The sequence below is a fragment of the Listeria sp. Marseille-Q6474 genome (genome assembly GCF_946902005.1).
In the GTDB taxonomy this organism is placed as follows: domain Bacteria; phylum Bacillota; class Bacilli; order Lactobacillales; family Listeriaceae; genus Listeria; species Listeria innocua.
In genome coordinates this window covers 704,034-728,717 of sequence record NZ_CAMPPS010000002.1, presented here as the reverse complement: position 1 = coordinate 728,717, position 24,684 = coordinate 704,034, and the positions used below count along the sequence as shown (strand labels likewise).

The following is a 24,684-nucleotide window of genomic DNA, read 5'->3' as shown; positions in this document are numbered from 1 at the left end:
TATAAGGTGAAAAGAGTCTATACTGTTATTTATACACCTAGAATTGACTCGTTATTTTTAATAGAAAGTTAGGTGTGAGAATGTTTGGAACAACAACTATTGGGATTGATTTAGGTACTGCGAATATTTTAGTTTACAGTAAAGAAAAAGGAATTATCTTGAATGAGCCTTCTGTGGTCGCGCTAAATACGAATGATGGTACGGTACTTGCGATTGGTCATGAAGCAAAAGAAATGATTGGTAAAACGCCAACTTCTATTTCCGCTGTGAGACCGATGAAAGATGGTGTAATTGCTGATTTTGATTTAACAAGCGGATTGTTACGCGAAATTATGCGAAGAATTTCAACTAGCGGCGTTAGAAAACCAAATGTCGTAGTTTGTACACCTACTGGAGCAACTTCTGTGGAACGTCGCGCTATTTCTGACGCGGTAAGATCCACTGGTGCTCGTTCAGTTGCTCTAATTGAAGAACCTGTTGCTGCTGCTATCGGGGCTGATTTACCGGTTGCTGAGCCTGTTGCGAATGTTATTGTGGATATTGGCGGCGGCACAAGCGAAATTGCCATTATTTCATATGGTGGTGTTGTTTCTAGCACTTCCGTTCGGACTGGTGGGGATCATATGGATGAAGAAATTATTCAATACATCCGTAAAAACTATAACCTTTTAATCGGCCAAGCAACTGCAGAACGTATTAAAATGGAATTAGGGTTTGCACCAATTGAACATGTAGCTCAAACAGCAGATATTCGTGGGCGTGATTTACTTACTGGTTTACCAAAAACAATTCAAGTAAGTTCTACGGAAATACAAAGCGCTCTTGAAGAGACATTGCAACGTATTCTTGAAGCAATTCGAAATACCCTTGAAATGTGCCCTCCTGAGTTAAGTGGCGATATTGTTGATCGTGGTATTATTTTAAGTGGCGGCGGATCTCTTCTCCAAGGTTTCCGCGACTGGCTGGTGCAAGAAATTGATGTTCCTGTACATATGGCTCCAAGTCCGCTTGAATCTGTCGCAATTGGTACTGGCAGATCCCTTGCTTTTGTAGATAAATTAGCTAAAATTTGATACTTTATAAGCATTTGAAAAGGCATTCTATACGCTTTTTCAAATGCTTATTTATCTTGCTCTTCATGTTTATTTCTGGTAAACTTATTTCTGTTGTTTGCATTTCAAAGCCCATATAGTTAAACGGATATAACAAGCCCCTCCTAAGGGCTAGTTCGTGGTTCGATTCCGCGTATGGGCGTCCTAAAAAGCCGAAAGCTCTTGAGAAATCAAGGCTTTCGGCTTTTTACAGTCTTTACTTCGAAACTAATCTTGAAACTATTATTTTTTGACCGTATACAAAACCCAATTTCCTTTCTCTTTCTCCACGACTTCCCTAAAACCAATTTCTTTTAAGAGTGCTGTTAGTGAGGTGGTTGTTTTATATTCGTCCATATGATAATCAATTTTATCTTTTTCGGACGACAGTATTAAAACACCATCTTGTGACATTACCCGATAGATTTCTTCAAAGCCTTTTTGGGGATTATCCCAGTACATATGCGTTTGGATAGCGTAAACTAAATCGAAAAAATCCGCTTGATAATTCATCAAAGCAACATCTTGAATAGATAGCTTCACTTTGCCATTATTGATTGCTTTTTTATTCAAATTTGTAGCTGTTTTATAAGATTCTTCAGAAATATCCACTCCGTAAATAGTCCAATTTTTATTTAGTTCAGCTAGATTTTTAACATTGGAGCCCCCACCATAACCAATATCTAATACATGATTAACATTGCTTAGTTCAGTATTACTAATGGTCCACTCACTCAAATCTTCAAAATAGGATGACCATATTTTCGTAGTGATTTCACCTATGATTCCACGTGGATTAGCCGCTTGTTCGCTTAGATAGTTAATTAACGGTTTATATAAAATAAAACTCAAACCGATGACACCTCCCAAAATAATGAGCGTTATTTTCTTTCTTTTTGTTATTTTCATCATAATTAAAGTCCTTTCACGGCTCTTTAGTTTTGAAATAATTGTATCTATATTTCAAAACCATTGTATAATAATCCCACCTTACAAGTCAATAACTTTTGAAATTTACTGTTTCATATTTCAAATTAAATGCTTTTGTGTTATATTATTACTAATGATAAGATTAGCTTAGGGAAGTGTTTAGGACATGAATAATTATGAAAAAAGAACACTAAAAAAGAAGACTGCAATTATTCAGGCAGCCCTTTCTTTATTTGGAAAACAAGGTTTTTCTGATGTAAGTATTAAAGATATTGCAAGTCTCGCAGATGTTTCGCAAGTGTCTATTTATAATTACTTTGGAAGTAAAGAAGCGCTTGTTGGTGAATGTGCTCGCATTATTATGCAAGATACCATTACTTTAGCGGAAGAGATTTTAGCGTCAGAAGGAACATTCACGCAAAAATTAGAGCGGGCTCTCCAGCTCTGTAATGCAGAAATAAATCTGTCTTTAAGTAAATTTATATCGCAAGAAGCGAGTAAAGACACGCAATTTATTACACTGTTAGTGAATAATATTAATGTACTTAAAAACGAGATTTATATGAAATATATCGCTATCGGCAAGCAAGAAAAAATTATTGATAGCCGTCTTTCGGATCAATCTATTCAACTTTTTATTGAAGCAATTAATGGTTTAGGTTTCACAGTCCCCGAGGAAGAACTTGAGGAGAAACAGGCGGAGATATTGCAGTTGTTTTTGTATGGGTTGATTGGGAAATAATATTAAAAAAGAAAGGACCAATAAGATTGACAAAGAATATGCCAATCTTATTGGTCCTTTTTTAAGTAGACTTTTGTATTATAAGTATCTCTCGACTACAGGAATGATTTTATCCGCATGATTGAAAATATCAATCACATCAACAATTTCTATCGTAGTTTTCTCTTCGTCATTTATTACAAAATAGGTTCTTGCATTATTAATGTATAATCTTAAAACCCATTTTCTTATACTGTTATCTATAATTATATTGAAGTACGATTTATTATCTCTATAAAAAATTCTAGATGTATCAATGGTATCTTTCAATAATAATTTAGTTGTCGTGAATGCTTCAATTTCTGCTTCTGTTGTAATAATATCTTCTTCCTCTTCAGCATTTGCTTCTACTTGAGGAACTTCTAACTCTTCTACTGAAACAGATGTATTAAGTGCAGCATTTAGTTTACTATTCACTTGATCTGCAATAAATTGTCGAAATCCCCTTTTTACAACAGGTGTGAATTTATCGATAATTACTTTTGTTTTTATTCCGTCATAAATTTCGCCAAGAATAAATTTAACAAATTCTTCGCTTGGATCATTAACTTCTTTAGTTAAAAATTCTTTGACAAAATTAAGATATTTTAAATCAGAAGCAGCTTTAGAAATATTCTCTACATCAAAATTTTCTTTTTGGAATTTAAAAATTTCAGAAATTTGAACATCTTTTATTTCTGTAAGTACAAAGGAAAAGAATGGCGTTTTATCCATCTTGTTTGGTTCTTCCAAATCAGTATAGAATCGATATTCATTACCGTTAGTTAAAATTCCGAATTTTGCTGTTGTAGTTCCAAAATATCTAAACAATTGCGAATCATGGTTTTTTAAATCTGATTTAATAGATTTCGCTTCAATTAGGATAATGGGATTGTTATTATTTAAAATAGCATAATCTACTTTCTCTCCTTTTTTTATCCCTACATCCGCAATATACTCTGGTGAAAATTCGAGTGGATTAAAAACATCATATCCTAACAGTTGAAAAAAGGGCATAATTAATGATGTTTTCGTCGCTTCTTCTGTAGCTATCGAATCCTTAAGCGCAGATACTCTTTCCCCTAATTTCTTTACATCTAATAATAGTGTTTCACTATCCATTTTCATCGTCTCCTATTTTATGTATTATTATTCACATTTATTTTTAAATGGAACAACCTTTCCATTTAGTTAAGTGTAATATATATTTCTTTATACGTCTATTTATTTTAAAATATTACAAAAAAATAGTTTTAAAATACGCTTTTAAAGATGCCGGAATAGGTATTGTTTACAAAAAGAAGATAGTAAAAAAAGCAGAAATTCTCTAGTATAAAAGAAAATTTCTGCTTTTAAAAATTATTATTTCTTCTTCTCAACCAATCTAAAATGTTGCCAAGGTAAAATTGTATCAAGTAAATAACGCTCTTCTGGAACGATTCGTGCGACAATGTTAGTGTTGCCGGAGTTTTCCATTTCTTGAAGGGCTACTTGCATTTCGCCTTTGTAGCGTTCGTAGCCGTCGTTGTCGATTGTTACATCGCCTTTTGCAATGGTATTTGTGTCATGTGCTGGGAAATCGTATTGTTTGAAATTAACACGCGTCATTGTCGAGCGTAAAACGTACTCGGAAGCATCGCCACGGTTGAAATGTTTTTGTGTTAAAACGATTTCTTTTTCGACATCTGTTGCACCATCTAAAAATTCAACAGCGAGTTGTAATTCATTGCGGTTTAATTCGCTTAAAGCGCGTAATTCGTCTTCTGAAGCAAACATATTACCTACAATAACATCATCAATCAGGCCAGTGTTCCAAAGATCTTTTGCTTGAACAGTAATGTCCACACCGCGATGTTCTTCCATTGTTGGAAGTCCGCCGTCCACAACAAACCATGGGCCGAATTCGCCGCTGTTAGAAGAAACGAATGCTGCTGTACGTAAGTTTAAGTCTTTGAATTGTTTACTTGTACGTAAGAAATGTTCTCTGGAAAGACCAGTATATTTTCTTGGGTAGAAGTTGTGACACCCAATGATATTTCCTACGTTTGCTTGGTAAGATAAGATATTTTCAACGTAACGAGTACCATTACTAATGTTTAGCTCAATTTTTAGGTCTGTATCGTCAAAGGACATTGCTGCCTCTTCGGAACCAGAGAAGCCTAAATCAAGACGAAGGCCTGCTAAACCAAGTTCTTTGAAACGATCTAATTCTTTGTAAGTGATATTTAACGATTCAAATACAGTCGGATCAACATCAGCAATAACATCAAATCCTAGTTCTTTAGCGCGTTTGCAAATTGTTTCTAATTTAGCAAACTCCGCTTCGTCATTAGCAGAAATTAAACACGTGAAAATACGGCTAAAACCATATTTTGCAGCTGTTTCAATATATTCTAATGATTCTTCAAGCGCTACGTGTTGTGGAAATACGGATATTCCTAATTTTCTCATTTAAATCATCCCTTCAAAAGCTTATTTAGAACGGTATAAATCAACAATTTCTTTTGCTAAATCTTTAAAAGTAATAGCATTCATTAAGTGATCTTGTGCGTGTACTAACAGTAAAGAAACTTCTGCTTTTTCGCCGCGCGCTTCCCCTTGAATTAATGAAGTTTGTGAATGATGCGCTTCAAGTAGTGCCGCTTCTGCATTTTTGATTTGCTCATCTGCAACGTCAAAATCCCCTTTTTTTGCCGCTTCGATAGCTAACATTGCGTCACTCTTGGCGTTTCCCCCGTGTACGATTAATTGCATAATTGTTTGTTCTAATTCCATTGTTTACACATCCTTTTCATTTATCAAACTGTGTCTTTTTCCTCTTCAAGCAGTATCGAACTCGAGGTTATTTGTTAATCATTGCTAGTGCATCATTTAGCACTTTTTCGCCGTCCATTGTTCCGTAGTCAATACCATTAATGATTGAAACTGGAATACCCAGCGGATCCAGTACCCGCTTCAAATTCTTCTCTAAAAAACGAACTTGTGGAGCAAGTAAAACTACATCTACATTGCCCTTATACTTATCAAAATCAGCTTCTGCAACTGCAATTACAGTGGCATCTACATGGTTATTTTCGATAGCTTCTGTCATTTTTTTTACGAGAAGACTTGTGGACATACCGGCCGAACAAACTAACATGATGTTTTTCATTTAATAAACCTCCTAGTTTGAAAAGCTGCACGTATATATAATATGCAAGATATGTGCCAACTTTTCTTCTTATAAGTTGCTACTGTACGAACTTTCCACTTACACAAGTAAAAAAGCCAAGTGTGTAAGACAATACACACTTGGCAGGTTGTTTTTTCTAGTTAACTTCCACCTGATTAGAGAGCATCATCTGAGTTAAATAAGCAATTTCTGATTGCGGGATGACGATATCATACTCAATTTCAACGTTTTCCATCATTTGTTGCGTAATCTGCATTTCAACCATATGATTTTTAGCAAATTCATTTAAATCCGGGAACTCTCTATCCACCGCGCCCAGTTTGACACGCTCGATAAGGAAAGCCAAGTGGAGAATCATGCCGATGTCTACACCAGATTCAAGAATCACATTAAGTTGCAGCTGTAGTTCTGAAATCACTTTTCTTAGGAAATAAACAAGTTGCTCAGCAGAACTCACGGCTTGTAAATTTCCTTCTAATGAGGCGATTAATTTTTCATAAGGTACTTCATCGTTTAAAATTCTGGAAACAATTCCTAAACCGCCTTCTGATAGTACTTCAAGCGCGCTAAAGAATGGAATGTCGCGATATTCAAAAGCAACTGAACCCATAATTGCTAAAATATTATACTCTTCCATCAGTTGATCGATCCGTTCTCTGAAAGCTTCTTTATGCAAGAATTGTAACACGATAATTTCGATTTTCGTTTCGTCAATAATCGGTGCTACGACTTTACGCAGTTGTTCTGCTACCCCTTCACCAGTAAAACAAGTAAAGATTACAGCATTTTTGACTGGCTTAGCTCGTAAAACATGGGCCTTATATTTATTTTCAAATAATTGCTCACAACTTTGGTAAATATCTTCTAAACCTCGACCTAAAGATGCTTTTCGCATTGCTTCAAGTACAACAGGTGTACTTACCATCGTTACCGTTTTCGTGCGGATACCGAGCTCTTCTGTAAGCATATTCCCAAATGAAGTGAGTGAACCCATATCAGAAAGTATCAACACACCTTTGACAGGATTTAATTTAACGACGGTTTGTTTTAGTTTTTCATACATCGCTTTCACTTCAACTGTTAGAGGCATATCGAGGGCAATTCCGCTTTCAATGCTTAGTAACTCTTGCACGGTTTCAACCATACTTGTTGCAGTGGATCTGCCATGCATCATGACTATTACTTCGACTTGATTTTCCTGAGAAAGTGCTGTATCTACTACTTCCTCTGTCAAAAACATTGTCAAAAATCCGATTTCATCAAAAGGAATTTCAATGCTAAGCTCTTGCTCAATCAAAGCGGATAAGTCAATTGCGACTTGGAATTCTTTTGGATATTTTTTACGAATATTATTTAAATCAGGGTGAATAATATGTTTTTGTTCACGAACTCGCTCAATCGTACTTTGTAAATGTAAGGAAAAAGCGAATTTCATTTTTTCATTATATTTACGATTTAATTTTTCTTCTGCCATTGCGTAAACTTTTTCTGTTAATTCCCAAACTGCTGGCGCGATAATTTCTTTGGCTGTTTGGTGGGTTGGTAATTGGACCATATAGTCGTGGAAATATTGATCCACATCGACATAAAGCGCTTCTTCCAACTCACTTTGGTCTTTACCTTCTTTCATTAACTGGTCTGCTTTTTCTTGGATGGCATGATAAACATCGTGCACATCTTCCACTTCCGCAGAGGCATCGCTCGTATCAACAAATTTAAAAATCGCTTTATTAACATCAATTAAGCGGTTTAATTTCTCTGGTTCGTCTTTTAAATGTAGTAATCCTTTTTGGACGTGAATAGGTAAATCATCTTGTTCGATTAGAATATAATTGGCTGTTTTTGTTTTATAATGTAAAAAGGCTTTGGCACACGCTAGTTTTAAATCTCTTTGCAATTGACCAACGTTGGCACTTGCATGATAAAGTAAAAAGGCAATGAGTGCTTTTCGGTGCACGCGAATGGATTGATGTAGCCTGATTGCTTCTTGGTTTAAGAAAAACTCGACTAATTGATAACGTTCTTCTAAGTTTCTTTCAGCAAGTGATGGCAAGGTGATTGTCATCGGAATACGTCTAGTGAACGTTTCTAGTAAAAAGTTATCTGGTGATTCTGTTGTTGCACCAATGATTTGCACTTGCGCATGATGAACGTTAGCGCTTTCCCCAAGTGGCCGAAATTCACCTTTATCAATGAAAGTGAAGAGCATTTCTTGTCCTTCTGGGGGTAAACGGTGAATTTCATCTAGAAATAAAATCCCGCCGTCTGCTTTTTTTAGTAAACCTTCACGAGTTTCTTCTGCTCCCGTATATGCTCCTTTTATAACACCAAAAATATGACCGAATAAAAGTTGCGGGTTTTGCGCATAATCGGCACAGTTAAAGGATATAAATGGCGCATCAGCTGGAATAGTTTGAGATTCTTTCGCAAATTGGTACATACATTCCGCAAAAAGGGATTTCCCTGTCCCAGTTCGACCTAAAATCAAACTATGAAGTCCATTTGGTGGATAAAGTATTGCTGCTTTTGCTTGTTGTATACTTACTTTCAAACTATCTTCCGACCCAATTAATCTTCCAAATGCGGACTCTTGGAAGCTCCCTGCTACTTCTTCTACTTTAGAAGCAGTTTTTAAAGCCTGATAAAATACTGGTTTCCCAGGAAGTTTGTCTATTCTTTTTTCTTTAAAAAGATCATTTAGATAACGACTAGCGTTTGCTCGGTCCATTTGAAGCAATTCTGCGACATCTGCAGCAGATACTTTTTCTTCTTTTCCATTTAGAAGTTGGAGGACTTCTTCTTTTCTACTAGACATCTACTCTACTCCTTTTTAAAACTCTATGTTTCCATTATACCTTTTTAAATAGCATACTCGCAACGATAAAAATTAAGTAAAAAAAAGTGCGAATGCTTTTCAATCTATGAAGAGAGAAAAACATTCGCGACAGCTTATGATTTTTTAAAATTATTTGGCTTTTTATTAAATTTATTTGGTTTATTATTCCGTGTTGTTTTAGAGGAGTTAGTAGGTTTTTCTTTACGACTTCCCGCTCCTCCACTTGGTTTTTCGCTTCGGAAAGGTTTTTTCGTTTCATCTTTTTTGCCTTTTTGAACTTGTTTTGGAGGTCTGCTTGCTTTTTTAGCAATTTTATTTTCTGGAACCGCTCCATCGAGAAGTTTTCCTTGATAAAAACGAACTTGTTTCCCTTTTAGATGATGGATAGTTAAATATTGTTTTAACGTTCTGATTTCACGAGGATTGGCAAAAGTAATTACTGTACCAGTTTTCCCCATCCGTCCTGTACGACCAGAGCGGTGTGTATACTCTTTTTCGCTTGCTGCTAAGTCATAATGGATGACATATGGTAAGTCTTCTATATCTAGCCCACGCGCCGCAACATCTGTCACGATTAAATAAGTTAACGTGCCTTTTTTAAAGTCGTCCAAATATTTTTTGCGTTTTTCTTTACGAATTTCGCCGTGAATTCCGGCTGCTTTTACTTTATCATAATGTAGTTTTTCTAATAAAATTTCCATACGTGGTTTATCTTTCACAAAAACCAAGCCGCGCATGTCTTTAATATGAGAAATTCGGCGTAAAAGAGTTGCTTTGTCGCGTGACTCCACATCCATGTATAAATGCTCTACGTTTGTTAATTCTTCTGGTTTCGCTGTTACTTCAAGCATCACTGGCGTTTTTTCTGTTTGTAAGAAAAAGGCTTCAGGATTTTCGAGTTTTGTTGCAGATACTAATGTCAATTGACGATCGCGTACAGCACTTTCAACTATTTCTAGAGTACTTTTGAAGTTCTCTTGGCGAAGTAATTGGTCACATTCATCCAAAGTAATCGTTTTAATTTCGTGCATTTTTATTTTCTTTTGTTTGATTAGTTCAAGTGCACGACCTGGAGAGGCTACAATAATTTGTGGTTTTTTCTTTAATTTTTCGATTTGCCGTTTTACATTGGCTCCTCCGATTAAAGAGATTACTGTCAGTTCATCACTTGGTAACCACGAACGGATTACTTCCGTGATTTGCATAACTAATTCATGAGATGGCGCTAAAACAAGCCATTGTGTTTTTGGAATTGCTTCTATTTTTTCAAGAGTTGGCAGTGCATAAGCGACTGTTTTCCCCGTTCCAGTTGGTGATACTGCGAGTACATCCGCGCCGTCTTTGATTGGTTGGTACATCGCACTTTGAATCTCAGTTGGCGTTTCATAACCATGTTCTTTCCATTTTTCCGCCCAAAAGCTTGGGATATTTGATTCTGTCATGACCCGACTCCTTTATTAGTTCTTCTCTGTATCATACCATGCTTACTGCAAGTCTGCACTTTTATTTAGAATTTTTGTTGCTAGAAAAATGTAAATAAGAGCCATCAAAAGATTAAAACCCATCTGGATAAAATTAAAATGAACACTTGAAAAAAGAGAATAATAAAAATGGATTTCTGAGCTACTTTTAGGTAAAAAATCTGTGCCGATAGATATTTGAATTGCATTAATTAGGACAAAGTAGATTAATGCGCCAATAAAACCAACGCGGAAACCATTGACTGGCACCATACTCAAAGCTGTTGCTAAAAAAAGGGCACAGACGAAAGAAAAAGTATTGAGTCCTATCGCTAAAAAAGTATCAAAAATGATATTTAGTATTACTGAAAAAGACAGCTCCGCGCCGCCAATTATCGCCAAGCTAATTATAATCACAATAACCCCCGCCGTTAGAATAGCTGTTTCTATTAAGACGATGATTAATTTATTCAATAGTATTTTCCAAATAGGTGTTTCTGTTTGAAAAAACAAATAACGGTTTTCGTCGTAAATTCCAGATCGAGCTGCTGCCAAAAATAAAAGTAACCAAATGAGTAACCAACTAGCACCAACAATGCCTATTAAAGCTATGAAAACACCATCGCCGGACCCAAATATAGCTCCTTCTATATCTGACTCCATTACAAGCGGCTCTGATAAGCCATTTCCTAATTTAGAAAACAGACCAATAAGTAAACAAATCAGCCAACCAACAAAAGTTGCAAAAAATATGTAACGATGCGCATTCCATTCTAATTTCCAGTGTGCTTTAAGCATGTCCAAATACCTCCCGATAGTAATCCACCACTGATTTCCCGTATTCTTCCCGAAGTGTTTCTGTGTCTATTTGCTCGATTATTTTGCCTCGTTTTAAAAAGATAATTTCATCAAACATCATTTCCATATCTTGGATTAAGTGTGTTGTGACAACAAGTGTGGCATCTTCTTTAAGAAACGTCGCGATGCTTTTAATTAGGTCATCACGCGAAATCAAATCAATTTCTGAAAATGGTTCATCCAGCAAATAAAGGTCTACATCTCGGCATAAAATAAGGGCTAACATTACTTTTGCAGCATTGCCTTTGGATAAGTATTTGGTATTTTCTTTTACGTTGATTCCAAGCGAATGGATCATTTGTTTTGCTTTTTCTTGGTCAAAATCCGGAAAAAAACTGCGATAAATTTGAAAATAATCGCGGATAACCATATTGGGTAGAAAATCTTCACTTGGCAGATAGGCGATTCTGCTGTGTTCAGCTAGATTTATTGTCCCAGATGTTGGTTTAAGTAGACCTGACATTGCATTTAACAAAGTTGTTTTTCCCGCGCCATTAGGTCCAAGAAGGCCGATGATTTTCCCTTTTTGAAGAGAAAGGTTAATGTCATTTAATGGTTTTCTTTTTCGATATTTTTTCGTTAATCCCGTAATTGTAATTAGGTTTTCATTCATGGTTTCGGCTCCTTTTTATTAGTAATTCTATTGCTGTTTGGTCATCTAAACCGATGCTCTTCGCTTCTTCCAAAAAGCGTTCAGTAATTTCATCTGCTAACTCTTTTTTTAATTGGTCAAAAAGTGCTTTATCGGAAGTGACGAATGATCCCATCCCTCGTTTTGCATAAATATAGCCCGCTCGTTCTAATTCTTGATAGGCGCGGCTAACGGTATTAGGATTTACTGCAAGCTTTACGCCCATTTCCCGAACAGAAGGCAACTTATCCTCACCCTTCCATTCACCTGTAATCATTTGTTTTTTCATCCAGTCAGAGATTTGACTATAGATTGGTTTATCTGCATGAAAAGTCGGATTCATTGTTACCTCCTTTTTAAACGAAACTAGTGTATTAAGTAAATAGTACACTTGAATTTCATTTATTGTCAAGCACAAAAAAACTAGGAATCAGCATGGTAGCTTTTTCCTAGTTCTTCAAAATTATTTTTCTGTGTCAAACCAAATATCGTTTTGGTGCCGTAGTTCGTTTGAAACACGTAATACTTTTAAGCTTAAATCGGCTAAGTATTCGTATGTATCTCGGTCACCTTGTTCGATAATTCTTGCAAACTCAGCAGCTTCAAATTGCATATCATTAGCGACAACTGGACCAGCCAGCTCTGTTTCTTCTTTTGTCGCATTATCATAAAAAGTAATTTTTTCAATTCCTGTCAGTGGATCGACAATTAGTGTTCCTTTTTGACCGTAGATTTCACTTGGTAAGAAGGATTGTGAATTTTTTCCTTGAATGATAGTGATATTGAAGGATGGATATTCAAGAATGATTGGTCCAAGTCCGTCTACACCAGTTGGTAATTTCGTTGCAAAATAAGTTGCTTTAATGGGTTCACCGAATAGTGTAATCGCTGAATATAATGGATAGACACCTAAGTCAACTATTGATCCGCCAGAGAATTTCAACGAGAAAATATTTGGTTCTTCTCCGTTTAAAACTTGATCGTATCTGGAAGAATATTTCATATAAGCAAGTGTTGCGCCGTGAATTGTGCCAACTTTTTCGATGTTTTCTTGTAATCGTTTGAAGTTTGGTTCTTGAATGTGGCGTGCTGCTTCAAATAAAAAGACATTATTTTCACGAGCAATTTGGTGCGCATGCTCTAATTCTGCTACGGTAGAAAAAATCGGTTTTTCTACAATAACATGCTTTTTATTTTTCAGTAAGCTCACTGCATGCTGATAATGAAGCGCATTGGGAGAAGCGATGTAGACAGCATCAAGCGCATCTGATTTTCCCATTTCTTCAATATCTGTGAAATAAGTCAACTCGCCGTATTTTTCTCCAAATGCGCGTGCTTTTTCTTCTGTTCTTGAATAAACAGCAGTTAAATTCCATTCGCCTGAATTAATCGCGCCTTCAATAAAAGAATCAGTAATCCAGTTCGTTCCCATAATTCCTAGTTTCATTAGCCAACAGCTCCTTTAATTTTATCTTAAGTATACCTTAAAATAAGGAAAAAAGCGTACTAACTGTTTGAAACAGATGGACCACTGATTCTAGTTGTATAGATTATTTCATTTTCAGCTTTTTCACCCTCGAGAAGTTCGACAAGTTTATCCGCAGCCACTGCTCCCCATTTGTACTTCGAGTATTCGATAGTAGCTAGGCGCGGCACTAAATATTCGCTAATATCCGTATTATCAAAGCCAATAATTCGGACGTCTTTGCCAATTTCTAAATTCGTTCCAGCAAAATATCGATACATCCCAATCGCCATATTATCATTTAAAGCAAAGACGGAAACAGGTGCTTTCCAGTTTTCGGCAATAATTGCGGCTGCTTTTTCGCCACTCTCTTCGGAAAAATCGCCTTCAATAATATGCACTTTTTTATCATTCGAACGAGCCAGTTCTTGCTTTGCTGTTTCTAGGCGAACCCTTGCATCATAAGAATCTTCTGGACCGGTAATTACATAAAAGTCTCCTTTGAAATTAGTAGACAAATAATCAATCGCAAGTGTTGCACCACCCTTATTATCTAGCAAGACTTGGCACACATTCTCATGAGTAAGTTCGCGGTCAAGCACAACTAATTTATGACCACGATTTGCATAATTAATGATTTCACTCGACGGGAAATTCGCATCTAAAATAATAGCGCCATCAATCATTTTCTCGGGTAAAAATCGGTGTGTTTTCGTACCACTGCATGCAATGAGTTCATATCCATGTTTGTATAGCGTTTTCGTTAAACCTTCAAGTAAAGTCCCGTAAAAAATCCCGCCGTAATTCGTTAAATAAACGCCGATAATTTTTGTTTCTCTTGTTTTTAACGTTCGTGCTGCCATATTGGGAATATAATTCAATTCATTTGCGATGGTCATAATTCGTTTTCGCGTTTTTTCGGTTACTTTCGGGCTGCCATTAAGCGCGTAGGATACTGTTGAAATGGAAACCCCTGCCTTTTTCGCGATATCTTTAATTCCTACCACGTGAATCGCATCCTTTTCTGTTTTCTTTTATTATACACAAAACAACCTTAGAGACGGTTATTTTTTTGAAATTTAATCGTGATTTGTGAACATTTTGTCGTTAAATTCTTTTTCGGTAAAATGAGTGCGCCAGTTCGGTACAAATTCGCTCCATTTTCAACTGGTTGTTTTTCACCATTCACAACAATAGAACCCTCATCTGCACTTTCGAAAGTAAGATCAAGTGGATAATTATCTAGTTCAATATGACATTCTAATCCATCTAATTCTTCAGGCAAAATCGGATCAAAAATAAGCGCATCTTCCGTTTGACGAATACCAAGAACAGAACTTATTAATTGATGTAAATAGATTCCTGGACCGCTAGAATAAATCCGCCAGCCGCCTTTCACCGGAATACTGCCTTCTTTCACACGACCAAACTCATTTTGCGCCTGATAGCGATCTAAAAACGCTGCATCAGAACTGCTGAAATAAGTATTACTTTGACGAAGTGCCGCATTTGGGACAACTTCTTTAATATTGATTGGATTAATGACATCAAGCATATGCCAAGCGGATTTATCACCAATTTTTGCTAAAGCTTCAATATAACGAATATGCGCATGCACGTATTGCAAACCAACTTCTCGGCCAAAATTGGCTGCTTGCTCTGCCCGTTTAAAATGAGTACTTACACCACCAGCATAATGCGCTGGCTCGCTCATTAATCTTACGCCATCTGGATGAAGTAAATGCTCACCAATAATTTCAAAATTACGACTGGCTTGCTTTTTATCGACTAATTCAGAAATTACACTTCTCGTCAGTGGTATTAAGCGATATTTAATATTCGTTTCTTTGTCTTCTGGGTGAATCATCCATACAGGTGCTTTTCCTTCTTCTAAATAAAGGAAACCTGGAATAACATCGGTATCATTTGTCATATATTTCGCAAAGTCCGCTTGAACATTTTTTGCTAATGTTTCGTATTTCTCACCTACTGGTAAAAATGCGGCTAAACGTTTAAATGTTTGATAAGTTAGCGCGACCGTCCAGCTGGACACCATGTTTTTCTTAAGCTGGGCATTAGCTGGTTGAAGTGTGTCATCCCAGTCACCATCGCCGTAATTAGAAAGAGCCGTTCCTTTCATAAAGCGTGCTTCGATCGTTTTCACTGCGAGTTCAATGTGTTCAAGAAGAGTTCCTTGCTCTTTCGTAAAGGTTTTCGATTCGCGGTCAACAAAAGGAATAGCTTCTTCTAAAATCCCTGTATCTCCGCTCATTTCCAAGTAATCACCAATAATTTTCAGTGGCCAAACAATAACATCGCCGTGGCTTTCTTCTTGCTGAATCGATGTATATTTATCAAACATAAACCATTGTGGCCAATCACCAGTATCTTGATATTGATGAGAAAAAATAGTCAACACTAGCTTACGTAAAACAGCCTTATTGCCCGTTGCAAGGAAAAATTCAAATGGACCTTGACTCACATCACGCGTACCCCAAGCCGCTCCGCTGTACTGCTCTAAACCATGCGGTGAAGCATAGTGAACCAACATTTGATGCGCATACCAATAAACCGTTAAATTCAGTTTCTCCGCTGTTGTACTTTGATGATTTAAATGGAACTGAGCAGTTAATTCGTCATAGCTAGCGCGAATTACTTTGTTGTTTGCTTCTAAATCCTCCGTTGGTTTCGAAAATTCATCGCTGAGTTTTGCTTGAACATGGAAAGTAGCTTTATCACTTGGTTCAAAAACAAACACATCCAAACCTGCTTTTCCTGTGTAATTTTTCGCAAAATAACGTTCGTCAGTCAGTTCATTATAAGTTCCATCTACGCGGAATTGAAGTGCCGGATACGTTTCTAAAATTGGCGAGTCTTCTGCTGGGAAATAAGTGACGATTCCGTCTTTGATTTCTTTTTTCACGGTAGTATCGTATTCATTTGTCCCCATAGTCACTTGATTTGTTAAGACTAATTTATATGAATGACCTTTTTCCGAATGAACGGTGACGAATGCCTCTTTACTATCAGCAGTTAAGGTGGTTTGTACCGTGATTAGGTCGCCGTTCCACTGATAATACCAAGTTGAGTAATTCGTACTAGTTTCCCAGACAGACGGTACGCCGAGTAGTCGAAGTTCGGAATCTAATTCGATATAAATTCTTAATCCGCTTGTTTGAAGAATATTGAGCGGATTACGCGCGTGGCTATTCCATTTGTTCATATTCGTATTTCCAGCAACTAATTGTGATAAAAATGCCCCGTACATGTACGTTGTTGCTGAAAGAGTCGCTTCTGGATTTAACACATCGACTTTATCAAGCAAAATACTGCCATGAGGGCGTTCTAATTCTGCTTCTTTTTCGCGCATCACAACATGTGCATAGTTTGGTGTGAAAAAGGAAAGCAGTGCGCCGTTTTGTTGTTCTTCTTGAATCCGGTCTGGGAAGTTCTCTTGAAGCCAGCTGTCAGAAATTGTTTCGCCGGTAATTGGTGTTCCTATATGTTTGTTTAATATGGCTTTAGTACTTGGTTGATAAGGTTGCTCTGAAATATTACTTTTTAGTTCCGCTAAATTTTCGATTGGTGCTCCAGATGCTTTTGGTTGATTTTCTGTTGCATACCCGTAAAAGCTTGTTTCACCGTGATTAGTAAATAGCTCTGTTTGTAAGGAAATTTGAGCGAATTCATATTGGTAGACGCGGTTTGGCAATGATTTTTCCTTAAGGTTAGCTAGTTCGCCAGTCAGTTTATAATTAGTCCCATAAATATCAAAACCATCTGTTGCATACCCTACAATTTTCGTTAATGCTCCAATTTGAACTGCTGGGAAGCGCTCATTTTGAGGTTGGTTTTGGCGGGCTTGAACAGTGAAACCAGTCGTGCCTTCTGTCACATGATAATCAATATATTGCGACATATAAGCTTCATTTGTTCTCACTGCCGCTTGTTCTGCAAGCCCCAAGTCTTGTAAGTAAACAAGATCAAACTCAAGATCACCATCCACTGTGACATCATAAAACCAACCTCGCGTATGAAAATGCATTTGTACGCTATAACGAAATGGTCCAACTACACCGCGATACTCCACGCCATTTTCGTTAAAACCAACTTCAGCATCCCTGCTAAGTAGTGGATAAATTTCTATTTTATCTCCTAAATGCGCGCGTACATATATTTGCGATAAGCGATTTTCTAATGGATTTTGAATCACTTGATTTAGCATAATATCTTTTAATTTTAGCCAAGCAAGCTCCCCGCTCGGATAATATGCGGCTGATAAATCCGCTTTTTTAATTTCTTTTAACATTGTCACACATATCCACCCACTTCCACTTCAAAAACGTCTACATCTTCACTACTAGTCCCAACAAAAACTCGGTGAAGTCCCGGTTCTTGCACTTTTTCAAGTTGGTGGTTATAGAATGAAAATGCCTCGCTTGTTAATTCAAATGTAACTGTTTTTTCTTCGCCAGCTTGAAGCGCCACTTTTTCAAAAGCTTTTAATTCTTTGACAGGCCGTGAAATGCTCGCTGTCACATCTTGTAAATACACTTGGATTACTTCTTTTCCAGCAATATCACTAATGTTTTTAATGGTTACTTCTACATGTAGTGACTCGCCTAAATTTAGTTCTTTCGGAAGAGCGCTTGTTTTTAACTCGAATTCGCTATAACTTTTTCCGTAACCAAATGGATAAAATGGTTCATTTGGAATATCAAGATAATGCGACACATAGCGTTCGCCTTTATTTTCCGGTGTTTGTGGTCGTCCAGTGCGTAAATGATTGTAATAAACTGGAATTTGCCCCGTTGTTTGCGGGAATGACATGGATAATTTCCCTGAAGGATTACTTGCACCACTTAATAAATCTGCAGTGACACGACCTGCTTCTGTTCCTGGGAACCATAATTCAAGAAGAGCATCACTAGATTCTGCTAACTCTTTCACTTCAAGCGGTCTACCATTAAATAATGTAATAACAACTGGTTTTCCTAGTGTTTGAACGAATTTCGCTAATTCGTATTGTGCTTCTGGTAAACGAATAGTAGCAAGACTTCCTGCTTCCCCGCCCCATTCATTTTTTTCACCTAGCGCAAGTACGACAACATCCATATTCTCTACTGCCGCTTTCACTGCCACTTTGTCTTCTTCCGACAATTCAGTGTACTCCGTTGAAACAACCTCGACTGTTTCAAATACTTCACGTAACCCTGTTTCAACATTGATGCCATCTTTTTCTTCGCCGTATACATTCCAACCGCCGAGAATATCAGGTGACGTTGCAAGCGGACCAACCAAGGCAATTTTTGCTTCTTTAGCCAGTGGAAGTAATCGGTTTTTGTTTTCTAATAACACAGCGGATTCAACGCCTGCTGCCCGAGCTTTCCCGCGACTTTCATCGGTTAAAATGTCTTTTGTGCGGTCGTTATTTTTTAATCCGCGATATGGATCTTCAAATAGTCCTAAATCATTTTTTAAATTTAACATCCGAAGTACTGCTTCATCTAAAAGGCTTTCGGATAATTTGCCTTCTTCAATTAAACCTTTTAATTCATGGATATAACAAGTCGTCATCATTTCTAAATCAACGCCTGCTTCCATCGAAAACTGTGCAGCTTCTTTAGGATTTCTTGCTGTTCCGTGATTAATTACTTCGGCAACAGCGCCCCAGTCAGAAATAAGTACACCGTCAAACTCCATTTCGCCTCGTAGCACATCTCGGTTAAGCCATTTGTTCATTGTTGCTGGAATCCCGTCCACTACGTTAAAAGCAGTCATGACTAATTTAGCTCCAGCTTGTATCGCCGCATTGTAAGCAGGTAAATAATTTTGATATAATTCGCGCGTAGACATATTAACTGTGTTGTATTCCAACCCAGCCTCCGCAGCCCCGTATGCCGCAAAATGTTTGACACATGCCGCCATCTGCTCCAAGTTTTCATTTAGTTTACTCGCATCACCTTGGTAACCATCTACCATTGCTTTCCCAAGTTCACTATTTAAAAATGGATCCTCACCAGTTGATTCCATCACACGTCCCCACCGAGGGTCACGTACTAAATCAAGCATTGGTGAAAAAGTGACATGATGCCCATCTGCAGTTGCTTCGAGCGCCGAAACTTCTGCCATCACTCGAACTGTCTCCCGGTCAAAAGAACAACCAAGTGCAAGTGGAATAGGAAAAACCGTTTTATAACCATGTATAACATCCGCCATAAAAACAAGCGGAATTCCTAAGCGATTCGTTTTTAAATAAGCTTCTTGAATACCAATCATATCAAGCGCCGAACTTGATCCAAGCACCGAACCCGCATTTTCAGTATGCGCATCCGTTAATTTCATTTCTTGAAGAAGTGGCCCTGTTAGTTCTGCATTTTTGTTTGTACCTTTAAAAAGAAAAGGCGAAAGTTGAAGACATTGAGCGATTTTTTCATCTAAGGTCATTTGACTAACTAATTCTTGTACTTTTTCTTGTTTCATAGGAACCTCCTGCACACATTTTTCGAAACGTTTCTATTCAAATATAACAACAGTATAAGCGCTTTCTTTTCTTTAGTCAACCAAAAACGACATTCACATGGTGAAACGGTCCTATTTTCCAGTTCTTTCTATAGTATCTCGTTTTTGAGAATTTTACTCGTTTAAATTTTTCTGATACCAAAAGCATTGATACACAACGCTCTAACTAGATAAACTAAAAATAAAATAGCAATTCACTTGAAACCGATTACATAATATACTATAATAACCTTGTCGAAACGTTTCTATGAAATATTGTGTATGTGAATTGATTTTCACAATTTGCTTCATCCCGTACGGCGCGTTAGTTCTGTACAACAGTTTTTATTCTTTAACAGCTTTTAGTTAGTCAAGTTGCTTTGAAAAAAACAAAAAATGGAGGAAAAATCATGAAGAAAAAGATGTTTGTCGTTTTAGCTTTAGTGTTGTCGCTTAGTTTAGTATTAATGGCGTGTGGTGGGTCAAAGGATGATGCAAATTCCAGCGATTCTAAAGTATTAAATGTTTGGGCTATGGGCGATGAAGCCAAGTCATTAAAAGAACTCGCACAAAAATTCACGAAAGATACTGGCATCGAAGTTAAAGTTCAAGTTATTCCTTGGGCAAATGCACATGATAAATTACTTACAGCCGTTGCTTCAAAATCTGGCCCCGATGTAGTCCAAATGGGAACAACGTGGATGCCTGAATTTGTCGAAGCTGGTGCACTACTTGATATTACAAAAGATGTAGAAAAAAGTAAAAATATGAACTCTGATCTATTTTTCCCTGGTTCAGTAAAAACTACTCAATTTGATGGAAAAACATACGGTGTTCCGTGGTATGCAGAAACTCGCGTATTATTCTACCGTACCGATTTACTGAAAAAAGTTGGTTATAATGAAGCTCCAAAAACATGGGATGAACTATCTGACGCTGCACTTAAACTTTCTAAACGCGGCAAAGATATGTACGGCTTTGCAATTGATCCAAACGAACAAACTACTGGTTTCATTTTCGGACGTCAAAATGGCTCCCCTCTTTTCGATAAAGACGGTACTCCAGTATTCAATAAAAAACCTTTCGTAGACACTGTTACTTATTTAGATAGTTTCATTAAAAATGGTTCCGCACCAGACACTGATCTTGGTTTAGACGCGTCTCAAAGCTTTGGCGGCGACGGAATTGTACCAATGTTCATGAGTGGCCCTTGGATGGTTAATACACTGAAAGACACTGCCCCTGACATTGACGGAAAATGGGCAACTGCTGTACTACCTAAAAAAGAAAATAACGAATCAAGCTTAGGTGGCGCGAACCTTTCCATTTTCAAATATAGTAATAAAAAAGATGATGCGCTTAAATTCATGGACTATATGAGTCAACCTGACGTGCAATTATCTTGGTTAAAAGATACAAACTCGATGCCAGCACGTATGGATGCTTGGGAAGACGATATGCTGAAAAACGACCCTTACTACAAAGTCTTTGGCGAACAAATGAAAACTGCAGAACCAATGCCACTTATCCCACAATTTGAAGAAATTGCTCAATTATACGGAAAATCTTGGGAACAAATTTACCGTGGTGGTGCAGATGTACAAACACAAATGGATACTTTCAACGATCAAGTAGAAGCACTTCTTAAAAAATAACGAATAAAAAGGGCAAATGATTTATTCTGCCATTTGCCCTTTTAGAATGGACTGGATGTTATGAAACAATTTTTAAATAAAAACACACCCTATTTGTTTATATCGCCAGCACTGTTTTTACTTCTTCTGTTTTCCCTACTTCCGATTTTGCTTGCTTTTGTCATTAGTTTTACGGACATTGATTTAGTCGGGCTTGCCGATTACTCTAAAATTAACTTTGTTGGTGTGGACAATTACGTCAATATTATGCAAGACCCGGTATTTTTAAAATCTATTTTTAACACGCTTTTCTATGTAGTTATTGGCGTTCCACTGGTTATCGTTTGCTCGCTTGGTATTGCGCTTATGATTAACTTTTCGCAAGCAAAGATTTTCCAATTTTTCCGGTTAATTTTCTATACTCCTTCAATTACAAACGTTGTCGCTGTAGCCGTTGTTTGGAGTTACTTATATAATCCGCGCTTTGGTTTACTTAACTATTTGCTTTCGTTTTTAGACTTAGGACCAGTTCCATGGTTACAAGACCCTACTATTGCGAAACTATCACTGATTATCCTAGCTGTTTGGCGAGCAATCGGTGTAAATATGATTATTTTCTTAGCCGCTCTTCAAGGCATTCCACGTGAATATTACGAAGCAGCCTCACTTGACGGAGCAAATAGCCGCCAACAACTATTTAAAATTACTGTTCCAATGCTTCGTTTCGCGATTTTCTTTGTAACAGTTACAACGATGATTGGTTGGTTACAATTCTTCGAGGAACCGTTCGTTATGACAGAAGGTGGACCACTTGATAGTACAAACTCTGTCGCCCTCTTTATCTATCAAAACGGTTTCCAATTAAGTAAATTTGGTTATGCCGCTGCTGGATCGTTCATCTTGTTTATCGCGATTATTATTATCACGATTATTCAATTCCGAATTCAGCGCAAAAATAATGATGGGGATATTTAAGAGAGGAGTGTTTATAAATGAATCAATATAGACAAAAGTCGCGCGGTGCTCAAATTGCCGTAATTACAATTTTAACAGTTGGCGGATTCTTTATGATTTTACCGTTCATTTGGATGGTTCTCTCCTCTTTGAAAACGGATGCTGAAATTTTAAAAATCCCACCTACTATTTGGCCAGAAACTTTTACACTAGATAATTTCACCAAACTATTTACTGAAATGGACTTTGCTATTTACTTAAAAAATACGTTAATCATTGTGTTCTTCTCGTTTTTCGGTTTATTTTTAAATGCGATGGCGGGTTACGGCTTTGCTAAATTTAAATTTAAAGGGAAAAACAAGTTATTTTATCTTGTCCTTGCTACGATGATGATTCCAGGACAAGTAACAATGATTCCGGTTTACTTGTTGCTTAATGCGGCTGGATTAACAAATACAATGACAGGTATTGTGCTTCCAGGACTTGTTGGTGCATTCGGGATTTTCTTATTCCGTCAATTTATGTCCACCATATCCGATGATTTACTCGAAGCAGCAAGACTTGATGGCGCTAGTGAATTTTACATTTTCTGGAGAATCGTTATTCCGATTTCCCGCCCCGTGCTTGCGGTACAAGGTATTCTTACTTTCATCGCTGGTTGGAACTCCTTCTTATGGCCATTAATCATTGCCAACGACGAAAAATTCTATACCCTATCAGTTGGTCTGCAATTATTAAAAGGACAATACGGCAGCAACTACGCTTTACAAATGGCCGGAGCAACTTTCATGGTCATTCCAATCATCTTGATTTTCATGACATTCCAAAAGTACATTTTAAAAGGATTCAATGTTTCAGGAATGAAATAATTGATCCAAAAAGAGCTTACCCTGTTTAGGATAAGCTCTTTTTTATTATGGTAAAAATGTTTCTCCCATCAAGTAAAAGTCTACTTCACGCGCTGCTTCTCTTCCTTCTGCAATCGCGGTTACAACTAAACTTTGACCGTGACGTGCATCCCCACAAGCAAACACGCCTTCTTCACTTGTGCGGTAAAATCCTTTAGCAGCGTCAATTGTATGGCGCTCTGTTTTTCCTACACCGAAATTAGTAAATATATCTTCTGTCGTACCAGCAAAACCAATAGCAATTAAAACCATATCTACTTCAAAATATTTCTCGCTACCTTCTACTGGTGTATATTGTCTCGTCTCTTTATCTTCTGTAACTTCTACCGTGTGTAGCCCAATAAGATTTCCGGCTGCATCTTTTTCGAAAGAAGTAGTATTGATGAGATACTCACGTGGATCTCTGCCGTACACTGCTTCTGCTTCTTCATGCGCATAATCCATTTTGAAAACACGTGGATATTGCGGCCATGGATTTTCACCATTTCTTAATTCGGGTAATTTATCTTGAATACCGAATTGATAAATACTTTTAGCGCCTTGTCTAAGCGCAGTTGCCACACAGTCAGCCCCTGTATCTCCGCCACCAATAATAACAACATTTTTATCTTTAGCAGAAAGAGTTTGAACTCCGCCATTATCTAAATTATCGCGCGTGCTTTGTGTCAAATACGGAACGGCGAAGTGAATCCCAGCCGCATCACGTCCAGCAAGCGGAATATCTCGTGCATTACCAGCCCCAGTCGCAAGAACAATCGAATCATATTCAGCGCGCAGTTCAGCAAAAGTAACATCTGTACCTGCTGCAACACCTGTTACAAATTCAATTCCTTCTTCCGCCATCAAGTTCACTCGGCGTGTCACTTGTTCTTTTTCTAGTTTCATAGTTGGAATACCATACATCAATAAGCCGCCAATTCGATCACTTTTCTCGATGACTGTCACACTATGACCAGCTTTATTTAATTGATCGGCACAGGCTAGTCCAGCTGGTCCAGAGCCAATCACGGCAATACGTTTACCGGTACGTTTCTTAGGAGGTTGGGGTTTAATCCAACCTTCCTCAAAACCACGATCAATAATTGCTTTTTCAATTGATTTAATGCCGACAGCAGGTTCAGAAATAGCTACTGTACATCCCCCCTCACACGGGGCTGGACAAATTCGACCAGTAAACTCTGGAAAATTATTTGTTTTTAGAAGTAGTTGTAACGCTTCATACCAGTCACCCCGATAAACAGCATCGTTCCACTCGGGAATTAAATTATGCAGCGGACAGCCAGACACACCATTTTTAATTTCCATTCCTACACTACAAAATGGCACACCACAATCCATACAGCGAGCGGCTTGTAAAGTTAAATCTGCTACCGGCATCGGTAAACTATATTCATTCCAGTCACGCGTCCGACTTTTCGGATCACGTCCTGGCGAAGGAATTCGATCATATTCCATAAATCCAGTTGCTTTTCCCATGCTTTCAC

General features: G+C 37.4%; 20 protein-coding genes and 1 tRNA gene. 6 read left to right on the top strand and 15 right to left on the bottom strand.

The window, feature by feature from the left end; all coding sequences use genetic code 11:
• The first annotated feature begins 80 nt into the window (after positions 1 to 80).
• Together mreBH and OC533_RS14380 are read left to right on the top strand one after the other, a co-directional pair.
• Positions 81 to 1,073 (top strand): rod-share determining protein MreBH, encoded by a 993-nt coding sequence (mreBH, locus tag OC533_RS14385; protein ID WP_010990971.1) that lies wholly within the window; start codon positions 81 to 83, stop codon positions 1,071 to 1,073.
• Positions 1,074 to 1,182: 109 nt separating this feature from the next.
• Positions 1,183 to 1,254: transfer RNA gene (locus tag OC533_RS14380), tRNA-Arg, on the top strand.
• Between the two features lie 80 nt (positions 1,255 to 1,334).
• Here OC533_RS14380 and OC533_RS14375 read toward each other — a convergent pair.
• Entirely contained in the window at positions 1,335 to 2,003 is a 669-nt protein-coding gene (locus OC533_RS14375) for a class I SAM-dependent methyltransferase (RefSeq protein ID WP_194324124.1), read from the bottom strand.
• 184 nt (positions 2,004 to 2,187) lie between these two features.
• Here OC533_RS14375 and OC533_RS14370 point away from each other — a divergent pair, with 184 nt between their 5' ends.
• The gene (locus OC533_RS14370) at positions 2,188 to 2,763 is read left to right on the top strand and encodes a TetR/AcrR family transcriptional regulator (protein ID WP_185513308.1); all 576 of its coding nucleotides are present in this window, start codon (positions 2,188 to 2,190) and stop codon (positions 2,761 to 2,763) included.
• A 78-nt stretch (positions 2,764 to 2,841) separates the two neighbouring features.
• On the opposite strand, the gene OC533_RS14365 is transcribed toward OC533_RS14370, so the two are convergent.
• The 13 genes from OC533_RS14365 to OC533_RS14305 all read right to left on the bottom strand — a co-directional run bounded on the left by OC533_RS14365 (position 2,842) and on the right by OC533_RS14305 (position 19,686).
• On the bottom strand, positions 2,842 to 3,909 hold the full coding sequence (locus OC533_RS14365) for a type I restriction endonuclease (RefSeq protein WP_010990974.1): 1,068 nt from the start codon (positions 3,907 to 3,909) through the stop codon (positions 2,842 to 2,844).
• A gap of 234 nt (positions 3,910 to 4,143) precedes the next feature.
• Positions 4,144 to 5,232 (bottom strand): DUF871 domain-containing protein, encoded by a 1,089-nt coding sequence (locus tag OC533_RS14360; protein ID WP_003768999.1) that lies wholly within the window; start codon positions 5,230 to 5,232, stop codon positions 4,144 to 4,146.
• A gap of 21 nt (positions 5,233 to 5,253) precedes the next feature.
• A complete protein-coding gene (locus OC533_RS14355) occupies positions 5,254 to 5,556 on the bottom strand; it encodes a PTS lactose/cellobiose transporter subunit IIA (protein ID WP_003722196.1) in 303 nt (100 codons plus the stop codon).
• Positions 5,557 to 5,623: 67 nt separating this feature from the next.
• Positions 5,624 to 5,932 carry a PTS sugar transporter subunit IIB gene (locus tag OC533_RS14350; RefSeq protein WP_003762761.1) on the bottom strand — a complete coding sequence of 103 codons (309 nt, stop codon included), beginning with the start codon at positions 5,930 to 5,932 and terminating at the stop codon, positions 5,624 to 5,626.
• A gap of 157 nt (positions 5,933 to 6,089) precedes the next feature.
• Entirely contained in the window at positions 6,090 to 8,768 is a 2,679-nt protein-coding gene (locus tag OC533_RS14345) for a sigma 54-interacting transcriptional regulator (protein WP_003769001.1), read from the bottom strand.
• A gap of 134 nt (positions 8,769 to 8,902) precedes the next feature.
• Positions 8,903 to 10,231, bottom strand: coding sequence for a DEAD/DEAH box helicase (locus tag OC533_RS14340; protein ID WP_010990977.1), 1,329 nt, complete (start codon positions 10,229 to 10,231; stop codon positions 8,903 to 8,905).
• A 42-nt stretch (positions 10,232 to 10,273) separates the two neighbouring features.
• The gene (locus OC533_RS14335) at positions 10,274 to 11,047 is read right to left on the bottom strand and encodes a hypothetical protein (protein WP_194324126.1); all 774 of its coding nucleotides are present in this window, start codon (positions 11,045 to 11,047) and stop codon (positions 10,274 to 10,276) included.
• Positions 11,040 to 11,720: an ATP-binding cassette domain-containing protein gene (locus OC533_RS14330; RefSeq protein ID WP_194324128.1), complete on the bottom strand. Its 681-nt coding sequence runs from the start codon at positions 11,718 to 11,720 to the stop codon at positions 11,040 to 11,042. The genes OC533_RS14335 and OC533_RS14330 overlap by 8 nt, the downstream gene beginning before the upstream one ends.
• On the bottom strand, positions 11,713 to 12,081 hold the full coding sequence (locus tag OC533_RS14325; RefSeq protein ID WP_003761776.1) for a GntR family transcriptional regulator: 369 nt from the start codon (positions 12,079 to 12,081) through the stop codon (positions 11,713 to 11,715). Before OC533_RS14325 ends, OC533_RS14330 begins: the two co-directional genes overlap by 8 nt.
• A 120-nt stretch (positions 12,082 to 12,201) precedes the next feature.
• Complete coding sequence (locus OC533_RS14320; RefSeq protein WP_070751884.1) at positions 12,202 to 13,185, bottom strand: Gfo/Idh/MocA family protein; 984 nt, start codon at positions 13,183 to 13,185, stop codon at positions 12,202 to 12,204.
• Positions 13,186 to 13,244: 59 nt separating this feature from the next.
• Positions 13,245 to 14,210, bottom strand: a complete 966-nt coding sequence (locus OC533_RS14315) for a LacI family DNA-binding transcriptional regulator (protein ID WP_185562944.1) — start codon at positions 14,208 to 14,210, stop codon at positions 13,245 to 13,247.
• Positions 14,211 to 14,257: 47 nt separating this feature from the next.
• Positions 14,258 to 17,518, bottom strand: coding sequence for a 1,2-beta-oligoglucan phosphorylase (locus OC533_RS14310; protein WP_194324130.1), 3,261 nt, complete (start codon positions 17,516 to 17,518; stop codon positions 14,258 to 14,260).
• Positions 17,515 to 19,686: a glycoside hydrolase family 3 N-terminal domain-containing protein gene (locus tag OC533_RS14305; RefSeq protein WP_070751880.1), complete on the bottom strand. Its 2,172-nt coding sequence runs from the start codon at positions 19,684 to 19,686 to the stop codon at positions 17,515 to 17,517. The genes OC533_RS14310 and OC533_RS14305 overlap by 4 nt, the downstream gene beginning before the upstream one ends.
• Positions 19,687 to 20,114: 428 nt before the next feature.
• Here OC533_RS14305 and OC533_RS14300 point away from each other — a divergent pair, with 428 nt between their 5' ends.
• From OC533_RS14300 to OC533_RS14290, 3 genes are read left to right on the top strand one after another with little or no spacing between them, the layout of a single operon-like run.
• Positions 20,115 to 21,359 carry a sugar ABC transporter substrate-binding protein gene (locus OC533_RS14300; protein WP_010990984.1) on the top strand — a complete coding sequence of 415 codons (1,245 nt, stop codon included), beginning with the start codon at positions 20,115 to 20,117 and terminating at the stop codon, positions 21,357 to 21,359.
• Positions 21,360 to 21,419: 60 nt separating this feature from the next.
• Entirely contained in the window at positions 21,420 to 22,313 is an 894-nt protein-coding gene (locus OC533_RS14295; RefSeq protein ID WP_003762776.1) for a carbohydrate ABC transporter permease, read from the top strand.
• Between the two features lie 17 nt (positions 22,314 to 22,330).
• Positions 22,331 to 23,161, top strand: a complete 831-nt coding sequence (locus tag OC533_RS14290; protein ID WP_003722209.1) for a carbohydrate ABC transporter permease — start codon at positions 22,331 to 22,333, stop codon at positions 23,159 to 23,161.
• A gap of 45 nt (positions 23,162 to 23,206) precedes the next feature.
• Here OC533_RS14290 and OC533_RS14285 read toward each other — a convergent pair whose 3' ends face one another.
• Entirely contained in the window at positions 23,207 to 24,676 is a 1,470-nt protein-coding gene (locus OC533_RS14285; RefSeq protein WP_160464854.1) for a glutamate synthase subunit beta, read from the bottom strand.
• Positions 24,677 to 24,684: the final 8 nt, after the last annotated feature.

Coding starts and splice junctions, on each gene's coding strand:
- mreBH (WP_010990971.1), top strand. CDS start 81: ATGTTTGGAACAACAACTATTGGGATTGATTTAGGTACTGCGAATATT.
- OC533_RS14375 (WP_194324124.1), bottom strand. CDS start 2,003: ATGATGAAAATAACAAAAAGAAAGAAAATAACGCTCATTATTTTGGGA.
- OC533_RS14370 (WP_185513308.1), top strand. CDS start 2,188: ATGAATAATTATGAAAAAAGAACACTAAAAAAGAAGACTGCAATTATT.
- OC533_RS14365 (WP_010990974.1), bottom strand. CDS start 3,909: ATGAAAATGGATAGTGAAACACTATTATTAGATGTAAAGAAATTAGGG.
- OC533_RS14360 (WP_003768999.1), bottom strand. CDS start 5,232: ATGAGAAAATTAGGAATATCCGTATTTCCACAACACGTAGCGCTTGAA.
- OC533_RS14355 (WP_003722196.1), bottom strand. CDS start 5,556: ATGGAATTAGAACAAACAATTATGCAATTAATCGTACACGGGGGAAAC.
- OC533_RS14350 (WP_003762761.1), bottom strand. CDS start 5,932: ATGAAAAACATCATGTTAGTTTGTTCGGCCGGTATGTCCACAAGTCTT.
- OC533_RS14345 (WP_003769001.1), bottom strand. CDS start 8,768: ATGTCTAGTAGAAAAGAAGAAGTCCTCCAACTTCTAAATGGAAAAGAA.
- OC533_RS14340 (WP_010990977.1), bottom strand. CDS start 10,231: ATGACAGAATCAAATATCCCAAGCTTTTGGGCGGAAAAATGGAAAGAA.
- OC533_RS14335 (WP_194324126.1), bottom strand. CDS start 11,047: ATGCTTAAAGCACACTGGAAATTAGAATGGAATGCGCATCGTTACATA.
- OC533_RS14330 (WP_194324128.1), bottom strand. CDS start 11,720: ATGAATGAAAACCTAATTACAATTACGGGATTAACGAAAAAATATCGA.
- OC533_RS14325 (WP_003761776.1), bottom strand. CDS start 12,081: ATGAATCCGACTTTTCATGCAGATAAACCAATCTATAGTCAAATCTCT.
- OC533_RS14320 (WP_070751884.1), bottom strand. CDS start 13,185: ATGAAACTAGGAATTATGGGAACGAACTGGATTACTGATTCTTTTATT.
- OC533_RS14305 (WP_070751880.1), bottom strand. CDS start 19,686: ATGAAACAAGAAAAAGTACAAGAATTAGTTAGTCAAATGACCTTAGAT.
- OC533_RS14300 (WP_010990984.1), top strand. CDS start 20,115: ATGAAGAAAAAGATGTTTGTCGTTTTAGCTTTAGTGTTGTCGCTTAGT.
- OC533_RS14295 (WP_003762776.1), top strand. CDS start 21,420: ATGAAACAATTTTTAAATAAAAACACACCCTATTTGTTTATATCGCCA.
- OC533_RS14290 (WP_003722209.1), top strand. CDS start 22,331: ATGAATCAATATAGACAAAAGTCGCGCGGTGCTCAAATTGCCGTAATT.
- OC533_RS14285 (WP_160464854.1), bottom strand. CDS start 24,676: ATGGGAAAAGCAACTGGATTTATGGAATATGATCGAATTCCTTCGCCA.